Origin of the sequence: Microcoleus sp. CAWBG58 (assembly GCF_020883045.1) — a bacterium.
Taxonomy (GTDB): domain Bacteria; phylum Cyanobacteriota; class Cyanobacteriia; order Cyanobacteriales; family Microcoleaceae; genus Microcoleus.
Genome location: NZ_JAHRFA010000129.1, coordinates 1 through 14,024 on the forward strand (window position 1 = coordinate 1; position 14,024 = coordinate 14,024).

Sequence of the window (14,024 nt, forward strand, 5' to 3'; positions counted from 1 at the left end):
GCACGATCGCCCTTTTAACCTGTAGGGGCGGGTTCACCAACCATCTCTAATGAGTACCAACAATCTTAATAAACCCGCCCCCACCCAACAAGAGATTCACGATCGCGCTTTTAACCTGTAAGAGTGGGTTCACCAACCATCTCTAATGAGTACCAACAATCTTAATAAACCCGCCCCCACCCAACAAGAGATTCACGATCGCCCTTTTTGATAAAATTGAGGAATGTACGATCGCAATTCTATCCCTGGGTGACGAGAAACCGGGTTTCTGCGAATAAGGTCTGCTGAGTACGAAGCATATAAAAATAAAGCCAGTTTCTGAGATTGTGCGATCGAATTTCTGTCGTTAGGTGAGGGCGGGTTTTTTCAACAGTTGACAGTTGACAGTTGACAGTTGACAGTTTGAGAGTGACCTCTACCTTTGAATCCGAGGATTAGAGTAATGAATAGTCTGATTTTAATTGATACCGAAAAAGCTTGGGGATTTCAACCAATTCTTTATGGTAAATTGTCGATGTTCATTATAGATAGTGGTGAACCCGCCATTACAGGATTATCGATAATGCTGCAAGATATCCCTTCTACTCAACCTACACTCTAATCTCTTTTCTCAATCTGTAAATTAGCATCATTTTTACTTAAAAAAGCATCGATCGCATTTACTCAAAATTTACTCAACAACTCAACAACTATGTCTACCCAATTCCAAGCCGAAGTCTTCCAAAATCCCTACCTTCATCAAGGTTCCAGAGAAGTCAATGCCATTATGACCGTCACTGTCCGTGGGGACGAAACCATCGGCATCGCACCTCAAACAGGAGGCAAACTCTTCGGGATTATCTGCGATATTTCCGGTTCGATGCAGGGCGCAAAAATCCACGCCGCCAAAAATGCGATGATTAAACTCGTGCAGTTAATTCCGGCAGATACCTCCTTTTTTATCGTGGTAGGTTCCACTCGCGCCCAGGTAATTTTTCCCACTTCCCCAGCCACAGCAGAAAACAAAGCCCGCGCCATTTCGCAAATTAAAGAAGTCCAAGCCAGTGGCGGTACATTAATTTCCCAATGGCTGGAAGCTGCACTAACGCAGTTCAAACAGATGCCAAATGCCGTCAGACAAGCCCTATTGCTTACCGACGGGCAGAACGATGATTCCGATCAAAAACGCCTGGAAAACGTGCTGCAAGCGTGCGAAGGTGTATTTCAGTGCGATTGTCGGGGGGTGGGAACCGACTGGCGCGTCAAGCAGCTTCAGTTCATTGCCAACAAGCTACTCGGAACCACCGATATCATCCCCAACGCGGTGCAAATAGAAGCGGATTTCCAAACCATTCTCGCCCAAGCAATGACTAAAATGGTGAGTGATGTCGCCTTGCGTTTGTGGACTCCCCAAGGGGCAAAGGTGCGATTCTGCAAGCAAGTTAGTCCCGAAATTGTCGATTTGACCGATCGCGCTCAATCTATTAAACCGCAAGTTTGCGACTATCCGACAGGGGCTTGGGGAACGGCAGAATCCCGCGATTACCACTTCTGCATTGAGGTGAATCCCGGAAATGTGGGAGATGAGATGCTGGCGGGACGGGCGAGTTTAGTTTACACCGCTGATGGGGTGGAAACAAAAATTACCGAGGCGCGGATTCTAGCGGTGTGGACGGATGACGAACAGAAATCTACGAAAATCGATCGGCGAGTGGCACACTACACGGGGCAAGCTGAACTGGCACAAACCATTCACGAAGGACTCGAAGCCCGCGATAAAGGTGATGTAGAAGCGGCGACGGCTAAGCTGGGAAGGGCTGTCAAACTCGCCCATGACTCCGGAAATGAGGCGACGGCGAAACTGCTGCGCCAGGTGGTGGAGGTGGAAGACGCACCCACGGGAACCGTTCGTTTGAAGCGGAATGTGGCGAAGGAAGACGAAATGGCATTGGAAACTCGATCGACTAAAACAGCACGAATTTCGAGAAATTAGCCATCCCAAATCTATAGCAGTTAACAGTTGACAGTTGACAGTTGACAGTTGACAGTTACATAGTACGAGCATCAATTTATGACATTATTTATGTCCTAACCTATGTGGCGGTTGCTATAGAATCCAAAATCTACAATCCAAAATCTGCAATCTAAAATTCCAAATTACAAAATCCAAAATCGTATAGATAATTATGTCAGTCTATCAGTGTCCAAAAGGTCACGAATCGATCGAATCCGATTATTGTTCGGAATGCGGCGCAAAGATTAATGGAGGTGCGGCTGTCGAAGCCAAAAGTCCGCCCGTTCGAGTTGCCACAGCTACAATTAACTGTCCCGATTGCGCGACTCCCCACGAGGAAGATAGCGGCAACTTCTGCGAAATTTGCGGCTATAACTTCGTCACGGGTGCGAGTGGAGAAATTCCAATTCCCAAAGGGATCGCTTCGCAAATCGCCTCTTCTAACCCGGATGCAGGTACGATAGATGCGGGCGCAACCCTTGTTTCTCCGACATCTACCCCACCCACAACGACAGGAACTCCCGAACTCCTCATCACAGTCGATCGCACTTTGGGCTGCGAAGGTAGCCCGGAACCGCCCCCGTTTACACCGCTAACTTTCCCTCTGGAACAACCCAGTACCCTCATCGGACGCACTAGCGATGTCCGCGCCATTTATCCAGATCTCGCCCTCGATTTGGACGATGCCATTTCCCACCGCCACGCCGTCATTCACCGCCAACCAGATGGGGCCTTAATCCTGCGGGATATCGGTTCTACCAACGGTACGTTTCTCAATGGAATTGAAGTTGCGCCGATGACAGATATTAGTTTGAAAAATGGGGATGAAATTACATTAGGACATTGGACAAAGCTGACTGTTAATGTTACCCAGTCTTAACTGGCAGGCAAATCGTTCAACAGTTGACAGTTGACAGTTGACAGTTGACAGTTGACAGTTGACAGTTGACAGTTGATAGTTGACCGTTCGAGAGCGACCTCTACCCTTAAGTCCGAGGATTGGAGTAATGAATAGTCTCATTTTAATTTCTCCCTCAAAGACTTGGGGCTTTCAACCAATTCTTTCTGGTAATTGATAAAAACGGCCCCACCAATGACAAATTATATCATGTCCGATAGATTGCCACAATAACAAAAACGGTTCTTAGTGCGGACTTAAGTCCGCATCTTTTAACCAATTACCCATTACCAAATATATGAGCCAAGTTACTCGCAATTATCCTTCAGAAAAAAAAAACAGTTCGATCGCAAATTGGCAAACCAAATTCACCACCCCTCAGATTCACGGTTCGTAGTGCGGACTTAAGTCCGCATCTTTTTACCAATTACCAATTACAAAATATATGAGCCAAATTACTAGCAATTCTCATTCAAAAAAAAAGCCCAGTTCGATCGCAAATTGGCAAACCAAATTCACCACCCCTCAGATTCTGCGATGGGGATTGTACCTGGTGTGGGGAGTCAGCCTTTTAGCCTTGGTGACTGCCAATCAAGCAGTGAGAATGCAGCGCAATGCGATCGAAACCATCGGCAAAAATACCGCACCCAGCGTCTTAACTGCCCAGCGAATTAAAGATAGCCTCGCCGATTTGGATGCCAATGCTGCTAACGAATTGCTCGTCAAACCGGGTGAGAATCCTGAAGCAGTTAAAGAGTATCGGAAACGGCAAGAAAAACTGTCTAAACTCCTAGCATTAGCCGCGGAGAACATTACGGAGGGGGATGCAGAACGCCAACAGATTCGCACCCTGATGCTATCGTTGGGGGACTACATGACGCAAATCGAACGGGCGCGATTGGCGAATGAACGGGGCGATTCGCGATCGCTTTTGGAGGCGTATCGCAAAGCAGCAAACATTTTGGACTCGATTTTACTGCCTGCTGCCGAACAATTGCAGAAGGTTAACTTAGAGAGTCTGGATCGAGCTTATATCTCACAAAAAGCTCGATCGGCAAACCTGTTGTTTCTCGCTGTTATTGGCAACCTCTTGCCACTTGTCGCATTGGGACTATTGCAACTGTTTCTGTACCACCGGATGCGCCGCAATGTCAATCCCTATTTGCTAGGGGCTACCCTATGTGCGATCGTCTTTTTGTTTTATATCACCAATGCACTAACTGCGGCTTCCTATCACCTAAAAGTCGCCAAGGAGGATGCCTTCAACTCGCTTTTGCCGTTGCGACAGGCTCGCGCTATTGCCTACAGTGCCAATGCCGATGAAAGCCGCTATTTACTCGATCGAGAATTGGCGCCTCAACACGAACGCAACTTTGTTGAGAAAATGGCAAAAATTGTCGTCATCCCCGGCAATTTAAATTTTGAATCCCTAGCTAAAGAATTCAAGCAATCCAACGTCAAGGATGTCGCGGGCTTTAGTGGATTATTCGCCGAAGAATTTGCCAATATTACCTTTAGTGGAGAGCGAGACGCGGCGGTGGAAATGTTATCGGCATTTGGGGTTTATGTTAACATAGACAAACAGATTCGCTCGTTGGCAAATAGCGGCAAAAAAGCTGAAGCGATCGCACTGTGTACGGGCAACGATCGGGGGCAATCTAATTGGGCGTTCCAGCAATTCCTTAAGCAACACCAGGATGTCACCGAAATTAATTTTACAGCGTTTACGACTAATCTCGATCGAGGGTTCCAAAGTGTGGGGTACGTGCCAGATAAATCTAAGCAATCAAGTGATGATATTTTGCAGGGGGCTATGCTCGATCGAGCGTTTAAAAATACGTACCAAGTTGAGATATTCAGTCTGGGGTTAATTAGTGCGATCGCTATTTTAACGTTTTTGGGACTCAATTTGCGTTTGAAGGAATATTCTTGATATTCCAGCGAGTTGGTTATCGAAAATCATGCACCAATGTCAATTGAATGCAGTGCGATCGCTCGCCAAAGAGCTCGCGATTATTGTAGATATTGTAGGGTGCGTCAGCCATTAGCCTAATTTTTAGATGGGGAGCCAAGAGAAGTGGCTGACGCACCCTACAACGACATATCAGACTGTCAAAATAAATGTTTTTTGCAAACATGAAATTCTTCCTATTGATAATGGTGCAAGATGTCAGTTATATCAAGTCCGGTCGATTACCATAACAAAAACCGTTCGTAGTGTGGACTTTAGTCCGCAGTATGTTGCGGACTAAAGTCCACACTACGAACCTAACTTATTGCGGTCAATCGATCGTATACGATATTATATCGACTTAAAAGAACGATTCAATACCTTTTCATACTCACTGACAAGCTGGATTGCTTGCTCTAAAGGAGTGGGTCGAGTATATAATAAGTCCTTAGCTTGTTGGGCAATTTGACTCAACTGTTCGTTTTCTGCCATTCCTTTAGCTAATGCTTTAGCTTGGAGTGCTTGGAGTCGTCCTCGCAATTCTTGACGCATTTCTAGGGCAGTTTGATTGTCTGTACAAGCTTGCTGTTGAGCGGATAAATATTCTTGCGTTCTGATATGCCAATTATGTAAACCAATCTTAACAGGTTGCAATATGCCTTCTTTAAATTTAATTTCTAGCCGAGCAAGCCACTGATTTAAAGCTTCAATTTGTTCATTTGTTAAAGGCTGCGATCGTGTTGCAGTTTCTGTTATTTTTTCCTGATACTCTGCAAAAATAGTTTGATGTTGCTGATTTAAATGAATTAAGTTTTGCAGAAGTTGATGCGCTTGAGATAATTCTTGTTTAACCGATGCTTTTTGCCGAGCGATTTCCTCTAAATACTGTCTCGCTCGAATGATAATTGGTTCAATTTCTCGCTCGAACTCATCGCTGACACCTAAAGGATCGCAGATAATGCGATCGCCAAAATCGAGCAACTTTTGCTGGGCAACTGCTAGTTCATTACTCGTCCGAACACCGAGAGAGTCAGCTAAAGTTTGGAGCGATCGCATTTCAGTTTGGGATCGCGTCAGTTGTGCTGCTAAATGCGATTGTGCCGTCTCTACTGCCACAACCACATCCTTCGCAACTTGAAAAGCAGCAGTCATCACTTCCAGTAATTTCGCAGGTGCAATTGCACTTTGGGTTTGGGCTGCACTTAGTAAGTTTCGCTGTGCTAGAGGAATTTGTTGTTCGCCAAGTTGAATCGAATTTCCCGTTAAAAGATATTCAATTTCACGCAGTTGAGATTCTGCACTGGAACTCAAAAACTTAGGAACTTGCTTGCGGAGAATGACAGCCCGATCGATGGTTTTCACTAACAAATCAAAATTCTGAAAGAGGTCATTCATCGCACTGAGTGCGGGAACAACCTTTGCTTTTGTTTTGCCAGTCAACTCAACGTCAGACGGCATTGCAGTCAGTTGTTGATAAGTTGGCAATCCATGCAAGTCAATCAGATTTTGACTGATGCGATCGAGATTCTGTTTCCACTGGGCTAGCAGGCGATCGATTTGTTCTACATTCACGGTGGCAATTTCGATTATCTATATTTGTGCAGTAGATTACCATTTTATCAATTTAAAATCTAAATTAAAGTATTGTCTCTATCTAAATGAGTCCGGATGTATTCCCGAAGCTGAATTTCAGGGTAAAATTTGAGTATCTGCCATCTTCGATCGAACTCGCATTCGGGTGCGTCTGGGTTTTGTAAAAAGCATTTTTTCTTTGAGTGCGAGCTGTCGCGAACTTGCGTATTGTAAAATATGGGAGCTTTTAAGCTCGCACTATAATAATGTAAAACTGAGATGCTCCAGATCGAACTCGCATTCTGCCATTCATAGGTTATTCGCGGGATGCCTAAGCTGTTGCGACATTTAAATTGTATCTTTCGATGACTGTGGAGAATTCTATCTTCCTCTGCCCTTCTCCCTCGCTCCCTCTCAATCAGGATATACAATTTAAATAGGCGAGAGGCAACCTCGCACGATGTTTATTAAAAAATTAATCAATCATAAATATGAATTTGACGATCGCCCGACAACTCTTTTATCAAGAAATTAATCAGCCAGACGCTTCGATCGATCTGGCGAAAGCTGCGCTGTACGTGGCTTTGGAAGAATACCCTAATTTTGAGCCTCTAGATTATCTCAGCGTACTTGACACGATCGCCGATCGAGTGCGTTTGCGCCTCCCGCCACAGAATTATCCGCTGCGGATCATTCAAACTATTAACCGCTATTTGTATGACGATTTGGAATTTTCGGGCAATAATGCTGATTATTACGACCCCCGCAATAGCTTTTTGAATCAAGTGATCGATCGCCGTACTGGTATTCCTATCTCTTTATCTTTGGTTTATTTGGAGGTTGCTAAGCGGATTGATTTTCCGATGGTGGGGATTGGGATGCCGGGACATTTTTTGATTAGGCCGGATTTTGAGGATGCTGGGATTTTTGTCGATGCCTTTAATGGTGGCGAGATACTATTTGCTGAAGATTGTCAAGGGAGACTTAGTCAAATTTACGGTCAACCTATGGAGTTGCAGCCGGCTTTTCTCGCGCCAGTAAGTCCGCGGCAGTTATTGGGGCGAATGCTGGGAAATCTGAAGGCGATTTACTTTCAACAGGGTGACGCTATGAGGTTTCTGGCGGCGATCGATCGGCTTTTGCTGCTGTTTCCTGATGCACTGGGGGAAAGGCGCGATCGCGGAATTCTCTATTATCAACTGGGGCGCTTGGCCGAGGCGCGGCAGGATTTGGAACTATACCTGACAAATGCTCCGAATGCTGAGGATGCTGCTAGAATTCGCCTATTGCTCGAAAGGCTCAATCAGAACTAAACTTAAATTTGCGATCGCTACTCGAGCTTGCAGCTATTGCCTCCCACAACATCACAGGTAAAACTGACAATCTATAATACTGGTGCGCGATCGCCAAATCTCGCTTTTATAAGTTTTGCAAAGGTATATAAAATTGTCAAATCTAAAAGTGTAACATATAGATTGTAAATTAACACCTATCTTTTGATAGGTTCAAGTTGATAGACATGACTGTAAAATGACTAGGTCATTTACCCGGAAAAATTGGTTTAAAGCCCCAAGCCCGATCGGGAGAAATTAAAAACAGATGATTAATTACTCCAATCCTCGGACTTCCAGGTAGAGAGAGGTCGCTGTCAAGCAGTCAACTGTCAAGCAGTCAACTGAATGAAGGAACACCTGAGTCCACTTTCCCGACTGATACCTGGGCATTCGATCGAACGAAAAAGTATTTTGACGTAAAGAGGCATAAACTCATGAACTTTAAGTTTCAACAAGGTTATCTCAACGGAATGCAACCGCAGTCAGCCCATTTAGCCAAAAGAATCTCAAAGTCTTTATCATTAGGTTTGGCGCTTTTGGTGGGAACAAGTACAGTATTGCTGAGCAGTGGCAAAGCCTTTGCATTAGACAAAGTTACTGTAAAATACGGTGCTGTTGACGTAACTTTACCCATGAGCGATTTGCAAAGCTTTGCACAAACCGGCAAACCATCATCTCAATTGCAAAGCGTTTTGAGTCTTGCGAAACAAACTCCCGAATCGGTGCGCGAAATATTAACGCGAGAAGTGGCTTTAGAACCCCAAATAGTCTCGCGGCTGGCAAATACTTATTTTGGGGAAATTGTTTTCAAACAATTGGGCGAAGTTGCTTATACCCCGGCTACAAAGGCACAAAGCGCGCCGGCACTGCGCGATGCTTTAGTCGCAGCTTCCAAAGATGGCAAAATATCGCTGATGGAAGTGATGCAAAATTACACTCCTCCTGCGTTAGAAGTTGATGGCAATCAAGCTATGGCTATCTACCAGCGAGTGATTAAAGATGTCCAAGATTTGCAAGCTATGTATCAGAATTCCCCGGGTTTGCAAAGTACGGCTGGTCAAGCAAGACAAATGATTTGTCAGCCCAACTCATCATCGGGGGCTGGGAAGTAAATCATTTTGCTCTGGATTGGGAATTAGTAATTGGTAATTGGGGATTGCGGATTTTGCTTCACCCATTCCCAATTACCGATTACCAATTATCAATTACCGATGTCCGATGCCCGATGCCCGATGCCCGATGCCCTAGCCAATTTGTTGAGATAATTGCTCGGCTACCCGTTTGAGCCGGCGCAGTTGGCTTTTCATATCTTTTTGCGTCCAAGGGGCTGCAAAGCGATTGAATCCAAATCTAATTAAAGGATTGGGAATTTGAAATTCAAAGCGGTTAATCAAGAGAGTCCCTTGGATTTGGGGCTGGCATTCCCAGCGATCGCATCCTTTGAAATATCCGTCGAACCCCCATACAATTAAACCGGGTTGTCGCTCCAACACAACACTCTCTAAAGTGGGTTGCAAAACGGGAATTTTTATGATAAATAAACTGCGACTTCCTACAGCAGTATCCCATTCGCCCTCGGGATCGCAACGCAGCAGCGGATTGAGCCATTTGTGCATTAAAGTGCGATCGACTATACAACGCTCCACCAACGTAGCAGCAGCGCGAATTTCAATGGATTGCTCGAAAACTTGACGAATAGACATGGAAACCTGCAACAAGAAGGGTATTGTAAGACTTTGCTTACTAAGAGAGTTATTTACTTAGTTATAACGTCAATTTTTGCATAAAGTAAAACATTGACACACTCCTAAATACAGTGTATCATCGGGAAATAACAGTATATATACCAAATTATGCAGTTAGTTGAAAAGCACGTCATCAAACCAAGTTATAGGTTTTATCGAGAAGCCGATCGACTTTCATGGCTGTACAAAAATCTTTACAACTGCGCTAACTACATTTACTGTCAAAACTTTTTCGCTAACGAACAAACAAACCATTGGGCTGCCGATCGCGCGTTCAAAACCACTTCAGATTACAAAGCACTTCCGGCAAAGGTAGCAAAAAGCACCCTCGGTTTACTCCTCAAAGCATGGACTAGATATCATGTAGCGGTGCGAAACTATCGGGAAGACCCAACTAAATTTAAAGCAGCACCCAAAATCCCTGATTATCAAGATTCAAAAGAGCGAAAAAGAGCAGGCTGGCGCTATGTAGTTGTATTGGATTCTCAAGCTGCCTGCAAAAAAGTCTTAAAAAAAGTATACGCTCATCCGTCTGGGACTAATATTTGGTTGGCATCAAAAGTTACCTGGATTCTAGAAATCAGGATTGTTCTTAAGGTTGGTTGTTATATTGTCGAGGTCGTTCATAAAAAGTTAGAACAGCCTTTACAAGTCAATCAGAGAGTAGCTGCCATAGATTTAGAATTAAACAATCTGGCAACATTAATCTACAATATTGCTGGGTTAGTACCGAAAATCTACGACGGACGGGCACTCAAGTCAACTAACCAATACTGCAATCGGGTTTCATCAACATTGAAATCGTTGCTGCCCGCCACCCAAAAAAACAGTAAAAAAGTCGCCAATTTGTGGCACAAGCGTAACTGCAAAGTGGATTATTACCTCCACATAACGAGTTCCGCAATTATTAAAGAACTCGTCAATCATCAAATTGGCTTGCTGGTTGTAGGCGGGAACCAGGATTTGAAAGATGGGATTAATCCTGGCAAGGTTAACCCTCAAAAATTTGCCTGCATTCCGCATCGCCGGCTCGTGCAAATGTTGCAGTACAAAGGACAAATTGCTGAAATTCAAGTTCTGTTAGTAGGGGAGAGTTACACATCTAAGTGTTCTGCCTTGGATTTGGAACCAATTCAACAAAAATCTGAGTACATTGGCTGTAGAGTAAAAAGGGGATTGTTCAGAACCCAAAGCGGACAACTCATAAATGCCGCTGTCAGCGGTTCTTTGAATGAAGATTGGCCCAAAAGCAGTCGGAGATGGATCGATCCCAAATTCGATCGAGGGTTTTGTAGTTAACCCAGTACGCTTTTAAGCGTACAAACATTAAATTTAGGCGAGGTCTAGATTTGGTGGAACTATTCTTAAAGTTTCGTCTTCTCCTGTCAAAATCTGACGTTAACCTGAGAAAAAAATGAATGAAACTTGGCAAGAAATAACTCAACCGATATCGGGGCCAATAGTGGCTTTGTCCGATCGCCTTTTGGCACAGGCCCAGGTAGCCCCGAATCCGCTCTCAGAAGCGGAGCGGGGATTAAACAATCTATTTGCGGGCAAAGACATTGAAAATCTCGTCTGGGCGATCGGCATCCTGCTAATTGGCTTGATCGTATCAGCCCTCGTCTCATCGCTAGTCGGCGGATTGCTCAAGAAAACGACGATCGACAACCGACTGGCTGCTTGGATTACCGGGCGCCCGGAAGGAGAAGGATCGCCGCAAGTGGAAAAATGGATTTCCGGTGCGGTATTCTGGATCATTTTTATCTTTTTCCTAGTTGCCTTTTTCAACCGGCTGAATCTCACGGCTGTCTCGCAACCGCTGAATACTTTTCTCAACCAAATTGCTGGTGCTTTGCCGAAGTTAGCCAAAGCCCTGATTTTCTTGGGGATTGCTTGGGTGGTGGCGACAGTTGCCAAATTGGCTCTATCGCGGGCGATGCGGACTTTTGGCGTAGACGAGCGCTTGAACCAGCAAGTGGGTACTGCACCCAGCGAGACTCCTTTGCTGCTGAGCGATACTCTGGCGAATGCGCTGTATTGGTTCATTTTTCTGCTGTTTTTGCCGTTGGTTCTCGAATCGCTGGATTTACAGCAGGCTCTGCTGCCGGTGAATAATTTGCTGAACCAAATTTTGGCGGCAATTCCGAAGATTCTGGAAGCTGTGCTGATTGGGTTTGTCGGCTGGCTGCTGGCTCAAGTTGTGCAGCGGATTGTTACGAATCTGCTGGCTGCTGCTGGCGCGGACAGTTTAGGCGCTCGTTTTGGCATTTCCCGGAGTTCGGGCGGACAATCGCTGTCGTGGATTATCGGCACAATTGTCTATGTGTTGATTTTGATTCCTACGGCGATCGCAGCTTTGAACGCTTTGGACATCCAGGCGATTTCCTTGCCGGCGATCGCGATGCTCAATACGATTCTGGGCGCGCTTCCCAACATTTTTACAGCAGCGATAATTCTCGCGGTTGCTTACATTTTGGGGCGCTGGATCGGCGATTTGGTGACGAATATCTTGACGGGAATTGGCTTTAACAATGTCTTTTCTTGGTTGGGAATGCAGCCGAAACAGCCGCTGCAACTACCGTCGTCGAGTTCGACGGATCCCGACGCAACCGTACTTCAGGAACCGGATGTTCCCGCACGCACGCCTTCGCAATTGCTCGGCATTGTGGTGCAGGTAGGCATCATGCTGTTTGCTGTGGTGGCGGCTACCGACGTGCTGAAGATTCCAGCGCTGACTGCGATTGTTAGCGGTATTGTGCTGGTTGCTGGTAGGGTGCTGTCTGGTTTGGTGGTATTTGCGATCGGCTTGTATTTGGCGAATCTGGCGTTTAGTTTGATTGCTAGCTCTGGAACTCGCCAAGCGCGGCTTTTGGGCCAAACGGCTCGAATCGCGGTGATTGCTTTTGTTGGAGCCTTGGCGCTGCAACAGATGGGCATTGGCAGCGATATTGTGAATTTGGCTTTCGGGCTGTTGCTCGGGGCGATCGCCGTTGGGATTGCTCTAGCTTTTGGTTTGGGCGGGCGCGAGATTGCGGCCGACGAACTTCGCGGATGGCTGGCGGCTTTTAAACAAGATAAGACGCCACGTTTGTAAGTCTCTAAAAAGGCGTTTGTACTTGACAAACGCCTTTTTAGTCATTAGTTATTAGTCATTAGTTATTAGTTATTAGTTATTAGTTATAGCGGCTCTCAGAAATATGAGGTATGTTGTTGGGCTTCAGCCCCCTTAGTTTAAGTAGTTGTACAAGCTGTCAGGGATACCTCATCTTTTTGAGAAAGGCTATATTAGTTATTAGTTATTCGTTATTCGTTCGCAATATTCAAAATTCGATATAGCAACTGCAAAGACGGTAAGGATTTTCTCAGCCATCGTTTTTTTAGAGCTAGTGCTACAATCGAATTAGTCATAACTGAGGAGACTTAAACCATGACAGTTTTAACTTCTCTCGAACAAGAAGAAATCCAATATCCCAGCAGCGACGGAGAACCGATGGCGGAAAGTGACATCACGCGCGATTACATGACTTACGGCGTGGAAGCTCTGAAAAGTTATTTTGAAACGCGATCGGATGTTTATGTATCCGCAAATTCTTTCGTCTATTACGAAGAAGGCAACAAATCAGCAGTAGTGGCTCCCGATGTCTATGTAGTAGTCGGAGTCAGAAAACGCCAGAGAGATAACTATAAAATCTGGAAAGAAGCAGGGATCGCCCCGCAGTTTGTCTTAGAAATAACCTCAGAAACAACTCAAGATGTAGACCAAGAAACCAAACCAGAAATCTATCAAAGTTTGGGAGTCACGGAATATTTTCAGTACGATCCGTCTGGGGATTATTTGAATCCGATATTGCAAGGAGTGCGTTTAGTCAACAACCAGTACGAGCCGATTCCCGTCAATAATATCGCCTTCGATACGCTGTGGCTGTACAGCGAAGTATTGGGACTGGAATTGCACTTAGTTTCTGGAGAATTAAGGTTTAAAAATCCTCAAACAGGAGAGTTTCTGAAGACTTACCAGCAATCGGAACAAGAACGGCTGGCGGCGGAACAAGCACGGCTGGTGGCGGAATCAGCTTTGCGATCGCTCGTTTCTGGACTGTTAAATTCTGGAATGGATTTAGAGCAAGTTGCACAAATGATGAATTTACAAATATCGGAAGTTGAGCGATTAATAGGAAAAAATCAATGAGATTTCCGTAGGACTACGATAGATATATTGTTTGTAGTGCGGACTTCAGTCCGCATATTCAGAGGACTGAAGTCCTCACTACAAACCAAATTACAGTGTTTGTAGTGCGGACTTCAGTCCGCATATTCAGAGGACTGAAGTCCTCACTACAAACCAAATTACAGTGTTTGTAGTGCGGACTTCAGTCCGCATATTCAGAGGACTGAAGTCCTCACTACCATTAGTCACAAGTTAAGCTAAAAACACTGTTGTCAATGAGTAATCTTACTCATTTTTTACCGAGATACCAATTAAAATGTGACTCCATTTATTGCCTTATTATTGCCAAAAAATTGTTCGGGA

General features: G+C 45.0%; 12 protein-coding genes. 9 read left to right on the forward strand and 3 right to left on the reverse strand.

Going from position 1 to position 14,024, the window contains the following annotated elements:
* Positions 1-442: 442 nt before the first annotated feature.
* The 3 genes from QZ918_RS31375 to QZ918_RS31385 all read left to right on the forward strand — a co-directional run bounded on the left by QZ918_RS31375 (position 443) and on the right by QZ918_RS31385 (position 2,873).
* A complete protein-coding gene (locus QZ918_RS31375) occupies positions 443-601 on the forward strand; it encodes a hypothetical protein (protein ID WP_293342594.1) in 159 nt (52 codons plus the stop codon).
* 90 nt (positions 602-691) lie between these two features.
* A complete protein-coding gene (locus QZ918_RS31380; protein WP_293342597.1) occupies positions 692-1,972 on the forward strand; it encodes a vWA domain-containing protein in 1,281 nt (426 codons plus the stop codon).
* A gap of 193 nt (positions 1,973-2,165) precedes the next feature.
* Positions 2,166-2,873, forward strand: coding sequence for an FHA domain-containing protein (locus QZ918_RS31385; protein WP_293342600.1), 708 nt, complete (start codon positions 2,166-2,168; stop codon positions 2,871-2,873).
* Here QZ918_RS31385 and QZ918_RS31390 read toward each other — a convergent pair.
* The gene (locus QZ918_RS31390; RefSeq protein ID WP_293342603.1) at positions 2,829-3,014 is read right to left on the reverse strand and encodes a hypothetical protein; all 186 of its coding nucleotides are present in this window, start codon (positions 3,012-3,014) and stop codon (positions 2,829-2,831) included. The genes QZ918_RS31385 and QZ918_RS31390 overlap by 45 nt on opposite strands.
* Positions 3,015-3,336: 322 nt before the next feature.
* Here QZ918_RS31390 and QZ918_RS31395 point away from each other — a divergent pair, with 322 nt between their 5' ends.
* Complete coding sequence (locus QZ918_RS31395) at positions 3,337-4,824, forward strand: GlnX family signal transduction membrane protein (RefSeq protein ID WP_293342606.1); 1,488 nt, start codon at positions 3,337-3,339, stop codon at positions 4,822-4,824.
* Between the two features lie 369 nt (positions 4,825-5,193).
* On the opposite strand, the gene QZ918_RS31400 is transcribed toward QZ918_RS31395, so the two are convergent.
* Positions 5,194-6,414 carry a coiled-coil domain-containing protein gene (locus tag QZ918_RS31400; RefSeq protein WP_293342609.1) on the reverse strand — a complete coding sequence of 407 codons (1,221 nt, stop codon included), beginning with the start codon at positions 6,412-6,414 and terminating at the stop codon, positions 5,194-5,196.
* A 491-nt stretch (positions 6,415-6,905) separates the two neighbouring features.
* Between QZ918_RS31400 and QZ918_RS31405 the strand changes: the two genes are divergently transcribed.
* Positions 6,906-7,727 carry a SirB1 family protein gene (locus QZ918_RS31405; RefSeq protein WP_293342612.1) on the forward strand — a complete coding sequence of 274 codons (822 nt, stop codon included), beginning with the start codon at positions 6,906-6,908 and terminating at the stop codon, positions 7,725-7,727.
* A gap of 455 nt (positions 7,728-8,182) precedes the next feature.
* Entirely contained in the window at positions 8,183-8,860 is a 678-nt protein-coding gene (locus QZ918_RS31410; protein ID WP_293342615.1) for an alpha/beta hydrolase, read from the forward strand.
* A gap of 132 nt (positions 8,861-8,992) precedes the next feature.
* Here QZ918_RS31410 and QZ918_RS31415 read toward each other — a convergent pair whose 3' ends face one another.
* On the reverse strand, positions 8,993-9,451 hold the full coding sequence (locus tag QZ918_RS31415) for an SRPBCC family protein (RefSeq protein WP_293151130.1): 459 nt from the start codon (positions 9,449-9,451) through the stop codon (positions 8,993-8,995).
* 150 nt (positions 9,452-9,601) lie between these two features.
* On the opposite strand from QZ918_RS31415, the gene QZ918_RS31420 reads away from it, so the two are divergent.
* The 3 genes from QZ918_RS31420 (at position 9,602) to QZ918_RS31430 (ending at position 13,682) form a co-directional block, all read left to right on the forward strand.
* Positions 9,602-10,792 carry an RNA-guided endonuclease InsQ/TnpB family protein gene (locus tag QZ918_RS31420; protein ID WP_293342618.1) on the forward strand — a complete coding sequence of 397 codons (1,191 nt, stop codon included), beginning with the start codon at positions 9,602-9,604 and terminating at the stop codon, positions 10,790-10,792.
* 115 nt (positions 10,793-10,907) lie between these two features.
* On the forward strand, positions 10,908-12,587 hold the full coding sequence (locus QZ918_RS31425; protein ID WP_293342621.1) for a mechanosensitive ion channel: 1,680 nt from the start codon (positions 10,908-10,910) through the stop codon (positions 12,585-12,587).
* A gap of 333 nt (positions 12,588-12,920) precedes the next feature.
* A complete protein-coding gene (locus QZ918_RS31430; RefSeq protein WP_293342624.1) occupies positions 12,921-13,682 on the forward strand; it encodes a Uma2 family endonuclease in 762 nt (253 codons plus the stop codon).
* Positions 13,683-14,024 lie beyond the last annotated feature (342 nt).

Excerpts from the sequence above, each read along its gene's own strand:
- QZ918_RS31425 (WP_293342621.1), top strand. The coding sequence starts at position 10,908 with ATGAATGAAACTTGGCAAGAAATAACTCAACCGATATCGGGGCCAATA.
- QZ918_RS31420 (WP_293342618.1), top strand. The coding sequence starts at position 9,602 with ATGCAGTTAGTTGAAAAGCACGTCATCAAACCAAGTTATAGGTTTTAT.
- QZ918_RS31380 (WP_293342597.1), top strand. The coding sequence starts at position 692 with ATGTCTACCCAATTCCAAGCCGAAGTCTTCCAAAATCCCTACCTTCAT.
- QZ918_RS31395 (WP_293342606.1), top strand. The coding sequence starts at position 3,337 with ATGAGCCAAATTACTAGCAATTCTCATTCAAAAAAAAAGCCCAGTTCG.
- QZ918_RS31390 (WP_293342603.1), bottom strand. The coding sequence starts at position 3,014 with ATGAGACTATTCATTACTCCAATCCTCGGACTTAAGGGTAGAGGTCGC.
- QZ918_RS31375 (WP_293342594.1), top strand. The coding sequence starts at position 443 with ATGAATAGTCTGATTTTAATTGATACCGAAAAAGCTTGGGGATTTCAA.
- QZ918_RS31385 (WP_293342600.1), top strand. The coding sequence starts at position 2,166 with ATGTCAGTCTATCAGTGTCCAAAAGGTCACGAATCGATCGAATCCGAT.
- QZ918_RS31405 (WP_293342612.1), top strand. The coding sequence starts at position 6,906 with ATGAATTTGACGATCGCCCGACAACTCTTTTATCAAGAAATTAATCAG.
- QZ918_RS31410 (WP_293342615.1), top strand. The coding sequence starts at position 8,183 with ATGAACTTTAAGTTTCAACAAGGTTATCTCAACGGAATGCAACCGCAG.
- QZ918_RS31430 (WP_293342624.1), top strand. The coding sequence starts at position 12,921 with ATGACAGTTTTAACTTCTCTCGAACAAGAAGAAATCCAATATCCCAGC.
- QZ918_RS31415 (WP_293151130.1), bottom strand. The coding sequence starts at position 9,451 with ATGTCTATTCGTCAAGTTTTCGAGCAATCCATTGAAATTCGCGCTGCT.